Origin of the sequence: Neisseria canis (assembly GCF_900636765.1) — a bacterium.
In the GTDB taxonomy this organism is placed as follows: Bacteria; Pseudomonadota; Gammaproteobacteria; order Burkholderiales; family Neisseriaceae; genus Neisseria; species Neisseria canis.
Window position 1 is genome coordinate 754,875 of sequence record NZ_LR134313.1, and the last position, 14,312, is coordinate 769,186.

General features: G+C 50.5%; 2 protein-coding genes and 3 pseudogenes. All 5 read left to right on the forward strand.

Annotation, left to right across the window (positions count from 1 at the left end):
- The first annotated feature begins 83 nt into the window (after positions 1–83).
- On the forward strand, positions 84–1,082 hold the full coding sequence (locus EL143_RS03670; RefSeq protein ID WP_085417271.1) for a DUF3616 domain-containing protein: 999 nt from the start codon (positions 84–86) through the stop codon (positions 1,080–1,082).
- Between the two features lie 424 nt (positions 1,083–1,506).
- Positions 1,507–1,896: pseudogene (locus EL143_RS12920) on the forward strand (ESPR domain-containing protein); the annotation flags it as partial.
- 174 nt (positions 1,897–2,070) lie between these two features.
- Positions 2,071–13,365: a YadA-like family protein gene (locus EL143_RS03675; RefSeq protein WP_269471234.1), complete on the forward strand. Its 11,295-nt coding sequence runs from the start codon at positions 2,071–2,073 to the stop codon at positions 13,363–13,365.
- 63 nt (positions 13,366–13,428) lie between these two features.
- Positions 13,429–13,860 (forward strand): annotated as a pseudogene (locus tag EL143_RS12570) (outer membrane protein assembly factor BamE); the annotation flags it as partial.
- Between the two features lie 120 nt (positions 13,861–13,980).
- Positions 13,981–14,259: pseudogene (locus EL143_RS12575) on the forward strand (OmpA family protein); the annotation flags it as partial.
- Positions 14,260–14,312 lie beyond the last annotated feature (53 nt).

The window sequence follows — 14,312 nt, forward strand, 5'->3', positions numbered from 1 at the left end:
CCGAATTTTCAGACAGGCATTGTTACTCCATAAGTTGGCAGTAGCAATGCAAGAAATCAGATTGATTGAAGAAAGGAGCGCATATGCCTTCCAAACGCAAAGCATTTTATTGGAGCGTCCCTGCCCTGATTGCCGTTGGCGCATTATCTTGGGCGGTAGCCAAATCGGTTGTTCCCGAACAAATTACCAAACACACCTTGGCCGGCACCTATGAGCCGTCTGCCGTGCAGAGGCTGCCGGATGGAAGGTTGCTGGTTGCGGAAGACGAAGCAGTGCGCGCACTAAGCCTGCTTACCGTTAAGGACGACGGTACCCTGCAAGAAGATCAAGCCGCCGCTGAAGCATTGATGAAGAGCTTAACAGTCAAACTGGACGACCTGGAAGCCCTGGCGTTTGACGATAAAGGCTACATCTACGCATCCACCTCTTTTTCCCCAACGAAAAAAGACAGCCGCGAACCCGACCGCGAAAGATTCGTGCGTTTTAAAATCCAAGGCAACCGGATTCAAGGGCTGCAAGAAGCCGCCAACTTGAAAGAAGCCTTGCTGAAAGCGCCTGAAGTGCAGAAAACCATTCAAAGCAAAACCGGAAAACCGGTTGATTTCCACGATTTGAATGTGGAAGGCTTGGCATACGACACGAAAAACAAACGGCTGATGCTCGGTATCAGGGAACCGGTAGCCGGCGGATATTCTATGATTATCGCCATTGACAACCCGAATGAAATGTTCGAACAAAAAGCCCGGCCTAAATTCGGAACCGTATTCCTGCTTGAATTAGAAGGAGGAGGCATACGTTCTTTGGATTACCTGGCTGAAACCGACAGCTATTTACTTGCCAACGAGTTGGAAAACGAACAAGGAAAATTCCGTTCACTTTTGTGGAAATGGGATGGCCGACCCGAATCACAGCCTAAAAAAATAGCATTAAACACAGATGAAAAATGGAAAAATGCGGAAGCTGTTACCATGATTCAGGCAAAAGGCAAACAATATGTGCTGGTAATGTCGGATGACGGTAAAGCCAAAAAGAACAAACCATCGAGTTATATATTGGTAGATAAAGAACTTATAACCAAATAAACTATAATTTAGTTAAAAGATATAAAACCGTAAGGTTTCTTTGGATGCCGAACGGTCGGTTTTTTATAACCAGCCTATTTGCTGAAAACAAAAAATAACAAATTGGCATGATTTTTGCTTGATTCTAATGTGAAGTATTGAATTTTATAAGGCTCGATGGAGTTCGGGAAAGAGAAAAAACTTATTGTGGTTCTATTTTCCGATAAACGGTAAGGGTCTGCCTGAGATTCAAACAAATTGAAATGTAAAAAATCGGTTGGTGTTGCTCTGAGGCAAACAGATATGTTTTTTGTTACTGAGTGACGCAAATTGGCAGTTTGTAACGGTAATAGTAATTTTTATGGGTATATTATTGATTATTACTATTTCATATTTTTCAATAAATAAGCAAACTATTCATCTATATTAAAGAGAGTCAACAACTATGAATAAAAATTACCGCACAATATGGAACGATGCGTTAGGGGCATGGGTCGCTGTATCGGAGATTGAGAAAGCCAAAGGGAAGCCTGCGGGAAGCAAAGTAAGTACAGTTGCAAAAACAGGATCTTCAAAAAGTTTACAGTTGAAAATTATCATTTCTTCTTTAATAGCTGCATTGGGAATGTTTTCTTTTTCTTCATCTTTTGCAGCATCTGGTCCTTTGGAGTGCCGATGGAATGGAGCGGGAACTAATGAAGGCGCGCCTTCAAGTGGTGCCCATAATATATTGTGTGGATCAGGTACAGCAGGGAGTCAGGATCAATCAGTGGCAATTGGTCCGAACGCTAAAGCTAATGGTGCCCAATCAGTTGCATTGGGAGGGGATACTCTAGCCCAAGGCCATAACTCTGTTGCGATCGGGGGTGATGATTTATCCAAGGTGGCGAATAGAGCTAATACTTCCGATGTTGCTGTTAAATACAATCAGTTGACAGGAGATGTTTTATATAAACGGTATTTTGGTACAAGGGCAAATGCAGGAGGGGTTGCTGTAGGAACTTCTGCTATGGCCGGAGATTTATCTACCGCATTTGGTACGCGCGCAACAGCTGATGGAACGGCAGCTTTGGCCCTTGGTGTAGGCTCTTCTGCCGATAAAGAAAATGCAGTAGCTATCGGTGCGGGTTCTACAACAGCTAGTGATGCGACCGCTCCGCAAAGTGTAGAAATCAATAATGTTACTTTCAATTTTAGCGGCGGGCAAAATTTAACTGCCGGGGACCAAGTGTCTTTCGGTTCCCAAGGTTTTGAACGTCAGCTTAAAAACGTTGCTGCCGGCGTTGTTTCACAAAACAGCACCGACGGCATCAACGGTAGCCAGCTTTATTCGGTTGCGGAAGAGCTGACAAGGGTTCGCGGCAATGTGAATACGCTGCAAGACGAAAAAATCCATTTTTATAGTGTAAAAGACACTACTTCCAGCGAACAGCAAAAAGCAGGCAACTACAATAATGACGGTGCAACGGGCAATAATGCTTTGGCTGCCGGTGTAGGGGCGTCATCCACGGCATTAAGCAGTGTGGCGGTAGGTACCAACGTTGCGGCTACTGCTGACGCTTCGGTTGCGGTAGGTTCTCAGGCGGCGGCTTCGGGAGGCTCTGCTGTGGCTATCGGTAACACGGCCAAGGCCGTTCATGAACAATCCGTGGCGGTTGGTGAAAATGCCCAAGCTTCTGCCAAATGGGATATTTCAATCGGCCGTCAGGCGGGTTATAACCAAACATCGCCTGTAAGTGACGGCAGAAATATTGCTATTGGCGACGGCGCTTTAAAGGGTGCGGTTTCTCCAAACAACAATACTGCTTTGGGTACTTCTGCCGGCGACAGTCTGCAAGGCAGCCACAACATTATTTTGGGTGCCTATGCAAACAGCCCGACCGCCGGGCAAAAGGTAACTGCCGACAATACTATTGCAATCGGTCAACGGGCTTATGCAAATAAAACGTCTTCCGTTGCAATCGGCAACCGCAGCCAATCAACAGGCTCTGTCGCTTCGGCTTTCGGTGCGAGTGCCAATGCGTCGGGAACCAATGCGGTTGCAGTCGGCTTCAATTCAACGGCCGACGGAACGTCTTCCGTTGCGATTGGCGGAAGTAATGATGCGAATAAAACCGTTGCAAGCGGGCATTATGCCGTTGCTTTGGGCTTTAAGGCAGAGGCCGTTGGGGCAAGTTCGATTGCTCAAGGCCGAACTGCACGGGCAGGAGCATCCAATTCGATTGCAATCGGCGATGCAGCTCAAGTTAATACAACCGCCGATTCTACCGGTGCAATAGCTGTCGGTTTGAATTCCATATCGGACGGCAAAGCAGCGGTGGCAATCGGTAATGAAGCAGGTGCCAGCAAAAACCATACTGTTGCCTTGGGTGTGCGTGCCCAAAGTACGGTAGAAGGTGCCGTGGCTGTGGGCCAGAATACAGTTGCCTCGGGTACGAACGCGGCAGCTGTGGGCGCATTGGCCCAAGCTACTGCCAGCACGTCTTCGGCTTTCGGCCAAAATGCCCGTGCCACAGGCACGGCATCAACAGCAATCGGTAACGGCTCTGTTGCCAGCGGTAATAATGCCGCGGCTCTGGGTACAACCGCCCAAGCCTCGAATAACTCTGCAACTGCATTTGGCGATTCTGCACAGGCATCGGGAGGGTCATCTACTGCTTTGGGCGCATCTTCCCATGCAGGTGGTGATGGCGCCATTGCGGCCGGTTTGAGTGCAAATGCGACCGGTTGGAGAAGTACGGCTTTGGGTGTGCAAAGTGTGGCGAGAAGCTCTAAAGCTGTGGCGATCGGCGATAGCAGCCAAGCGACCAACAGTAATGCTGTTGCTATAGGTACAACTGCCGTAGCAAATGCAAAAGACAGTATTGCATTAGGTACGGGTGGTGTTGCTGGTGGTGATGTCGGATCTGTTGCAATTGGTAATACGGCACAAGCTACGCACAGTAATTCCATTGCAATCGGTACGGCTCGTGCTACAGAATCAAGTGCGGTTGCGATTGGTAATGAATCTGTTGCTGCTAAAAAAGACGGTTTGGCTGCGGGTTATCAAGCTTCAGTTGCAGAAGCCAGCGGGGTAGCGGTTGGTTCCAAAGCAAACTCAACGGTTGCCCAAGCCGTGGCCGTGGGGTACCAGTCAAGCTCGATGGGTTATCAAGCCGTAGCGGTAGGTTCGAATGCACGCACGGAAAAAGGGGGCACTGTTGCCGTGGGTCGAACAACCGTAGCTCGCGGCGGCAACTCCGTTGCCATCGGCAATGAAGCCCAAACCGGTATCGACGGTTCAACGGTGGTTGCCGACGGGAATGCTGCCGTAGCGATAGGCAGCCAAGCCAAAGCTCAGAAAGAGGATTCGGTTGCATTGGGCACCGCTTCGACTTCCGGAGGAGCCAGGGCGATTGCGATCGGTAAAAATGCCCAAGCTACCGGTTTGCAATCGATTGCGATCGGTGTGGGTAACGTGGTGAGCGGAGAAAATTCGGGTGCGATCGGTGATCCGAATACGGTAAGCGGTTCAGGTTCCTATGCCTTGGGTAACGACAATAATATTGAACAAAATAACACTTTTGTGGTGGGTAATAATGTTACTTCTTCGCAAGCCAATAGTGTGATTTTGGGCAATGCTTCCGCAGATAAAGCTGCTGTTGCGGTAAGTTCTGCCGAGGTAGGCGGATTTGAATATGGTGGCTTTGCCGGTTTGGGTTCTCCCGAAAATGGCGTAGTAAGTGTGGGCGCAGCAGGAAAAGAGCGTCAGCTTATTCATGTGGCAGCGGGCGAAATTTCCGCTTCCAGTACCGATGCCGTCAACGGCAGCCAGCTTTTCCGTGCACTTGAAAAAACACAACACCACTATTTCAGCATTCAAAATAATAATGAGCAGGGCACCAACTATTCGAATGAAGGTGCAACCGGTATCAATGCAATGGCAATCGGTAAAAATGCGGTTTCCAACGTGGAGGACGGTGTTGCTTTGGGTTATGGTGCCGTATCAAGCAATGACCAAGTAATGAATGCGAATGACAATATTCCCGATGCTTATATCGGCTCCGTAGCAATCGGACGCAATGCGCATACTTCGGGTAAATCAGCTATTGCTGTGGGCCTGAATACGGAAGCTTACGGCAGGGGTGCGATTGCTATCGGTGATTATGCCGATGCCAAATTCGGCCAAGCCATCGCTTTAGGTGCAGGTTCTGTATCCACTCGGGCCGGATCGATAGCGGTCGGTTCGGGTTCGCGTTCAACCGCAGACCATTCATCGGCTTTCGGTGTTGCGAGCAATGCATCCGTTGCCCGTTCTGTAGCTTTGGGTAGCGAGTCGGTTGCTGACCGTGGCGCATTGAGCAATGTTACAGTAAGCGCTACGCCGAGTACCCCCAACCAGCTTTATGCAAGCGAGCTAGCAAGTGATACTCAAAAATCAGCGGTAGTGGCTACTGTGAAGGGTAATTTGGCAGCCGTATCCGTCGGTTCGAATGAAAAAACACGTCAGATTATCAATGTGGCGGCCGGTTCTGCTGATTCCGATGCGGTGAACGTGGCTCAATTGAAAGCTGCGGTTCAGGCAACCCAACATCACGACTATAGTGTGAATAGCGTTGAACCACGTACAGACACCAACTACAACAACCGTGGTGCAACAGGCATTAATGCTATGGCGGCAGGAGTGTCTGCATCGGCGGCGGGAAATGAATCTGTTTCAGTAGGTTATTTGTCTCAGGCTGCAACCAATGCTTCCGTGGCCATTGGTAAAGGTGCATCTACAAGCGCAGGCGCTGGAAATCCTGCCGTGTTGAACCCTAATGGGGTAACTGCGGTAGGTGCGACTGATGGATTCAATACGGTTGCAATCGGTACGGGTGCGGTTGCCATCGGGGATCAAAGTATTGCAATCGGTAGAAATTCAGGTACCGGAGGGTTAGGTTCCAAAAATATCAGTATTGGCGATGCCGCAGGTCAAAATACGCAAACAGGTGAAAATATCTTTATTGGTTACCAAGCAGGTAAAAACCGTACTGCCGGTGCCGGAATGAATGAAGGAACGCCGTTTGTAGCCGGTAACAATATCGGTATTGGTAGCGACGCTGGCTCAAGTGGTGCTGGCGAACACAATTCTTCCATTGGCTGGAAAGCCGGCATGCAGCAAAATGGTGACCATAACGCCAATATTGTTGCTTTGGCTGGTCATAGCCAAACAGGTAACTTTAACTATAACATCGGTTATTTTGCCGGTGCTAGTACAAACGGCGATGAAAACATCAACATCGGTAAAGAGGCCGGTAGTAAAGACTCAAGTAGTGAAGCGCTTCGCAATAAGGCTATCAGTATAGGTAGTAAGGCAGGTGCATCGGCTACTAATGCGATTGCAATGGGTTCTGAAGCTAAAGCATCGGCTGAATATGCTGTAGCTGTTGGTGCTGCTGCTAAGGCGTCGGGTAATAACGCATCTGCTGTGGGGGTGGGTGCAAACGCTGCCGGTATGCGCTCAACTGCTTTGGGTAATGATGCCGCCGCACAGAGTGATCAGGCATTGGCTTTGGGTAACAACAGTATTGCGGCCAATGCAAAAGATGTTGCTTTAGGCGCAGATTCCGTAACCGAAGCAGCCCAAGGCACTTCATCGGCTACTGTAAACAATATTGCTTACGGTAACTTTGCCGGAGCCAATCCTGCTGCAACCGTGAGTGTTGGTAGTGGAAACCTTAAGAGAACCATTACTAATGTGGCCGCAGGCCGTATCAGCGAAGACAGCACCGATGCCGTAAACGGCAGCCAGCTTTATCTGACCCAAAAGGCTTTAGGTAATGTGGGCGGCAGTATTGCGAATGTGTTGGGCGGCAACGCCGTAATGGGTGAAGATGGCAATATTGCCATGTCCAATATTGGAGATACCAACCAAAATACGGTAGATGCTGCAATCAGGGCGGTTAACACGCAAGCTAACAACCCGTTGGTTTTCGGGGGAGACAGCGGCAGTAATTTCAACCGCAGGCTGGGCGAACAGGTGTTCGTGAAGGGCGGTGCGCAAGGCCAGTTGAGCGATAACAATATCGCCGTGGTATCCGACGGCGGCAACACATTAAATGTTAAATTGGCTAAAACTTTAACCGGTTTGACCAGTGCGCAATTTACAGATGGCTCCGGCAATCAAACTACTGTAAACGGTAACGGTGTGACTATAGCGCCTGTTAACGGCCAACCGGTACGCCTGTCTGAAAACGGTTTGGACAACGGCGGAAATAAAATTACCAATGTGCTTGCAGGTGATCAAGACAGTGATGCGGTAAATGTTAAGCAATTGCAGCAGGCCTTAAAAGATTTGTCCGTATCCAATTTGTCTGTGGTTGAAGCCAACTCGCCATTTTCATATGTGAACGGTGCCGGAGAACAGTTAATCCGTAAAGTTGACGCCCAGGGTCAAGTTACTTTTGTGACTGCCGAAGGTAACCGGCCTTACACAGGCAACGATATTACGATAGCCGCTTTGAATCCGAATAAACCGCAAACAACGGTGGCAACCAAAGTGGGTAATGTTGCTGCGGGTACCAAAAATAGCGATGCAGTTAACGTATCCCAGCTGACGCCGATTGCGCGGGCTTTGGGTGTGAACGTTGATGCGGCTACCGGTGCGGTTGCTGCGCCTTCATTCACGGTTAAACAGGCCAACGGTACACCGTATGCGCCGGCATCAACTGTGCAGGAAGCATTGGACAATGTCGGCAAGGAAATTCAAAAACCGATTACCTTTGCCGGCAATAGCGGCCAAACCGAGAAACGCTTAGGCGATACCTTAAACATTCAAGGCGGCTTGGGTGACACTGCGGCGGCATCAACACAAAATATCCGCACAAAAGTAGATAATGGTGTGATGCAGATTGAATTGGCCGAGCGTCCTCAATTCGGCAACCTTACCCTTAATGCAGATGGCAGCGGCAAGATTGCAGGCCTGTCTGAAGGTGCTGTAAATAACAACAGCCGAGAAGCAGTAAACGGCAGCCAGTTATATGAAGTGGGTAAAGGTGTTGAAAGCATTGTGGGCGGTTCAACCGTTTACAATCCGGATAACGGCACGTTTACCAATAACGATATCGGAGGTACAGGCCAAAACAATATTGATGCGGCCATCCGTGCGATTAATACGAGCGTGGGCGCAGCCTGGAATTTGTCTGCCGAAGGTGCCAACAGCAGCAAAGTTGCGTCAGGTAATACGGTTGACTTAAGCAGCAATGATAACAACATTGTGATCAGCAAAACGGCAACCAGTGACAACGTAACGTTCGATCTGGCGAAAAACCTGACCGGTTTGACCAGCGCGCAATTTACAGACGGTTCCGGCAATCACACTACTATAAACGGTGAAGGTATGACTGTTCAGCCGGTTGACGGTTCCGATGCTGTGAAACTGACCACAGCCGGCCTGAACAACGGCGGTAAGAAAGTAACCAATATTGCTAAAGGCAATGTCAGCGACAGCAGTAAAGATGCGGTAAACGGTAGCCAGTTATACGGTACAGCCAACAGCATCGCCCAGACTTTGGGCGGTGATGCGGCGGTCGGCGCCGACGGTAATGTGACGATGTCGGACATCGGCGGTACCGGTCAGAATACGGTAAATGAAGCCATCCAACATGTTGCCCAAGGCTTTAAACTGAATACTTCCAATGATGGCGGTGGGGAAGTAAGCAACAATAAAGAAGCTGTGGTTAAAGCCGGCGAAACGGTTACCGTGGATGCGGGCAGCAATATCAAACTTACCCAAACCGGTAAAACGGTTAGCGTAGCCACCAAAGCCGATGTGAACTTCAACAGCGTGGTCGCAGGTAAGGGTGTTAATGCGGTTACTTTGGATAGAGACGGTGTGAAAGTTAACGGTAAAACTTACGTTAGCGATGCCGGTTTGAATGCCAATAACAAAGTTATCAATAATGTTGCAGCCGGGAAACAGGCGGAAGATGCGGTAAACGTATCCCAGCTGAACCCGATTGCCCAAGCTCTGGGTGTGCCGGTAAACCCGAATACGGGCACTGTGGCCGCGCCTTCTTGGGTGGTTACCAAAGCGGACGGCAGCAAATACGACGGTGCATCTACCGTTCAGGATGCGTTGAACAATATTGGTACTGAAATCCAAAAACCGATCAATTTTGCTGGCAACAGCGGTAATACAGCCAAGCGTTTGGGTGAAACCTTTACTGTAAAAGGCGGTTTGGGCGCAGCGGCCAAAGCTTCGGATAAAAATATCCGCACCGAAGTTGGCAACAACGGCGAGATGTTGATTGAGCTGGCTGAAAGCCCAACCTTCGGCAATGTTGTGGTAAATGCGGAAGGCAGCGGAAGAATTGCCGGAGTAACCGCCGGCCAGGATGATCAGGATGCCGTCAATATGGCGCAACTGAAAGGTGTGAATAAGAATGTTGAAGGCAATATGCAAGCCTTGGGTGGAAAATATGATCCTGATACCAACACTTATACCCCACCGTCATTCGCAACCAAATCGGCAGACGGCCAAGCCAAGCAGTCGGTAAATACCGTTCAGGACGCATTGTCCAACCTTAATGACGAAATCGTAAAACCGATTACATTCAGCGCTGATGACGGTCAAAACAGCACGCGTGTATTGGGTTCGACTATGGCGATCAAAGCAGGTAATTTCAAAGGCGCCGCTTCTGCCGACAATTTGATTACCAGCAACGACGGCAACGGTACCATCATGATTAAACTCGCCGATGCGCCTACCTTTAAAGGTAAAGTAAGCGCCGTCGGTTTGGATGCGGGTAATCAGAAAATCACCGGTGTTGCCGAAGGCGAACAAGATCGCGATGCTGTCAATATGGCTCAGCTGAAAAAGGCGATGGAAGACATCATTGTCGAGAACCAAACGCTTGTAGAGGCCAACTCGCCGTTCTCTTATGTGAATGGCGCCGGTGAGCAGCTTATCCGCAAAGTAGACCAGGATGGCAATGTAAGTTTTGTGAAAGCTAAGGACAACATTGAATATAAAGGTAAAGATATCTTTATCAGCGCCTTGAATGCCGTCGATCCGCAAACAGCCACACCTACCCGTGTTACCAACCTTGCCAAAGGTACGGCAAATACGGATGCAGTAGCGGTTAGCCAGTTGCGGGATACCATCCGTGCTTTAGGTGGCCAATTCAATGAAGCAGACGGTTCGATTGCAGACCCCGTATACGAGATTCAGCGTGCTGACGGCACAACCCTGGAGAGGGTGGGCAATGTTAAGGATGCTCTGACTAAGTTGAATTCGGTGATGCAGGATCCGATAACCATTACCGGCAACAGCAATCAAGGTACGAGCGCGCGAGATAAGGGCAGCGACCAAAAACTCGGCTCTTTGCTGGCAATCAAAGGTGCATCCGTTGACGGCACGGCATCCGCCGATAATGTGCGCACTGTTGTCAGCGATAACCAAGTGGAAATCCAACTGGCCGATGCCCCTACATTCAAGGGTAAGCTCAGCGCCAAAGGTTTGGATGCAGGCGGTGAAAAAATCACCAATGTGGGCGCAGGTGAAAATCCGAATGATGCGGTTAATAAATCGCAGTTGGACGAGGTGCGCACTTTGGTGGGTGACGGCTGGAATATTTCCGCCAACGGTAAGGCTGAAAGCAAAGTGGTTCCCGGCAACAAAGTTGACCTGAATAACACCGATAGCAATATTGTGATCAGCAAAACAGCCGACAGCCACAATGTGACTTTTGACTTGGCCGAAAACATCAGCATCGGTAAAGCCAAACCGATCAGCATTAACGGCAATGCCGGTACAATCGGCGGGTTGACCAACACAACTTTCGATGCTGCCAATCCTGTAACCGGCCAAGCGGCAACCGAAGACCAATTGGCGGCAGTAGCCAACACACCGCTGATTTTTGCCGGTGATACAGGAGGCCTGTCTGAACGCAAACTGGGCTCTACCGTAACGGTGAAAGGCGGTGTAACCGAGGCCGACAAACTCACCGACAATAATATCGGTGTCGTTTCAGACGGCAACGGTACGTTGGAAGTGAAACTGGCGAAAAACATCAAGTTGGGCGCAGACGGCAGCCTGGCCGCCGGAGATACCGTTGTGAACAATGATGGTGTTTCAGTAGGCAATGATGTTGCTCTGACTGCAGACGGTTTGAAAGCCGGAGATGTGCGTGTGGGCAAAGCAGGCATTAATGCAGGCAATAAAACGATCAGTAATGTGGCCGATGCCGAAAACGATACTGATGCGGTTAACCTGAAACAGTTGAAAGACCTTGCAGCTGCATCCAGCAACAAAGTGGCGGCCGGTAAAAACGTTGAAATTACGCCTGAGAAAAATGCCGATGGCAGCACCACTTACAAAGTGGCCACCAAAGACGAAGTTGAGTTTACCCGTGCGGCCGTTGGCAGCGGTGAAAACCAAGTGGTGCTTGATGACAATGGCGTGAATGTAGGCGGCAATACCTACATCAGCGCCCGAGGCTTGGATGCCAATAATCAGAAAGTAAGCAATGTGGCGGCAGGCAATATCAGCCCGACCAGCACCGATGCGGTTAACGGCAGCCAGCTTTTCAATGCCGGTCGAAAAGTGGCCGATGCGTTGGGCGGCGGTTCGACGGTAGATGCCGACGGCAATGTTACTGCGCCTGCTTATGCTTTAACCGGCGGCAATCCGGCTACCGGTGAAAGCAAAACCTACAATAACGTGGGTGAGGCTTTGAACGGTTTGGATAAAGCAGTCAACCAGCCGCTGACTTTTGCAGCCGACAGCGGCAGCAATGTCGAGCGTAAGTTGGGCAGCACGCTCAATGTAAACGGCGACGGCAGCAACATCCGCACCGAAACCACGGCCAACGGTGTAAAAGTGGCATTGAACGACCAAATTTCGGTGAAACAGGTTCAGGTTGCCAACGGCCCGACCATCAACGGTCAAGGTATTGCGATGAACAATCAGCAAATTACCGGTTTGAAGAGCGGCTTGGACGGTAAAACCATCGACCAGATCAAAGCAGAGGGCAGCAGCAGCGAGCAATGGAACAACGCCGCTACCGTAGGTGATTTGGCAACGGTGCAAAACAACGTAACCAATATCACCAATGTTACCAACAACATTCTGGGCACCGACGATGGTAAAGGCAATACCTACACCAACGAAAAAGGCGAGCTGACCGAAGCCGGTAAATTGGCACTGAAAACTTACGACGTTGCCGGACAAACCGCAACCAACGACAACACTGTGATTTCGGCCATTAAAAATATGAACGAAGGCGGTATCAAATACTTCCATACCAACGACGATTCAGGCCAAACCACCGGTGGCACGGTTCAGGATACTGACGACTCGAGCGCATCAGGCAAATTTGCCACTGCGGTAGGTTTCAATGCGGAGGCCAACTCTGAAAACGCCCTGGCCATCGGTAAAGGCGCCAAAGCGCTGGCCGAAAACGCCTTGGCTATCGGTACGGGCAACATCGTTTCCGGCCGCAATTCCGGCGCCATCGGCGACCCGAGCGTTGTCAGCGGCAACAACAGCTATTCGTTGGGTAACAACAATACTGTTGCAACCGACAACACCTTTGTTGTGGGTAACTCGGTAACGCAAACTGTGGCCAACTCTGTTGTGTTGGGTAACGAATCTGCCGCGGTTGGAGTGCATAAAGCCGAAGCGGGCAGCAGCAACTATACCTACAAAGGTGAGAACGATGCCAATGTAGCGGGTGTGAAAGACGTTGTCGGCGTAGTGAGTGTGGGTAAAGACGGTCAAACCCGTCAGATCCAAAACGTAGCGGCCGGTGTGGTTTCCGCAACCAGCACCGATGCCATCAACGGCAGCCAGCTCTACTACACCAACAAAGCCATTGAAGAGGTGAAAGGCGGCGGTGCAGGTATTGTTCAATACAGCAATCCCGAAACGCCAACCCGGCCGAACGGCGGCACAGCGTCTAACGACGTTACCTTGGTCGGCGCGGATACCAATGCACCGGTTGTGCTCCACAACGTAGGTGCAGGTTCCGCCCCGACCGACGCGGTGAACGTGAACCAATTATTGGGCGTAGGCAACCATCTGAACCAGAAGATTGACGATGTGGGCAGACGCGCCAACGCAGGCACTGCATCAGCCATGGCCATGGCCGGCCTGCCGCAGGCTTACCTGCCCGGCAAGAGCATGATGGCGGTATCAGGCAGCACATACCGAGGCGAAAGCGGCTATGCCATCGGCTACTCCAGCATTTCCGACAACGGCAACTGGATTATCAAAGGCACAGCCGGCGGCAACTCCCGCGGCCACTTCGGCGCCACAGCCGGCGTAGGCTACCAATGGTAAGGTTCAACCCGTAAACACTTTTCAGACAGGCATTCTATGCCTGTCTGAAAAAAAGGATTAAAAATGAAACACAAACAAATCATTAAAGCGGGCGTAAGCCTGATGCTGGCCGCCGTGTTGTCGGCTTGTGCAACCAAAAGCGACGTGAAATCCGACGGCACCACCGACAACCCCGTATTTCCCGATGTGAAACGCGTATCCCCTTCGTTCGACCATAACCGCGGCACATTCCCGACCGCCGACGAATTGGCGCAGATTAAATCGGGCATGACCAAAGATCAGTTTTACAAACTTCTGGGCCGCCCGCATTTCAACGAAGGCATGTTCCATGTGCGCGAGTGGGATTACCTGTTTCATTTCCACACGCCGGGGCAAGGCACGGATAACGTAACCACTTGTCAATTCAAGATTATTTACGACATCAAAAAATATGCCCGCAGCTTCCACTGGAAAGCCGTCGATCCGGAAAACGCCGTGTGCCCGCCGATGAAGCCTTCTGAAGGCGCACACCGTTACACCATCGGCGCCGATGCCTTGTTCGGTTTCGACAAAAGCGGCATGGGCGACATCAATCAAGCCGGCAAAGAAAAGCTGGATGAATTTGCTGCCAAAGTGAAAACGTTCGACCGCCTTACCGCCATCCGCATTACCGGCCATACCGACCGTTTGGGCGACGATGCCTATAATCAACGCTTGTCGCAAGCGCGTGCCGAAACCGTGCGCCGTTATCTGATTAACCGAGGCGTACCCGCCGGCGTGATGAGCGCCGTGGGCATGGGTGAGAGCCTGCCGGTGCAGGAGTGCACCGGCAGCCTGCCGCGCAGCGAGCTGATTGAATGCCTGAAACCCAACCGCCGTGTGGAAATCGAAGTGGAAGGCTCCGGTAAGCTGTAATTAAGCCCGTAATCAAGAATGCCTGTCTGAAAAATTTCAGACAGGCATTCTCT

Excerpts from the sequence above, each read along its gene's own strand:
- EL143_RS03670 (WP_085417271.1), top strand. The coding sequence starts at position 84 with ATGCCTTCCAAACGCAAAGCATTTTATTGGAGCGTCCCTGCCCTGATT.
- EL143_RS03675 (WP_269471234.1), top strand. The coding sequence starts at position 2,071 with ATGGCCGGAGATTTATCTACCGCATTTGGTACGCGCGCAACAGCTGAT.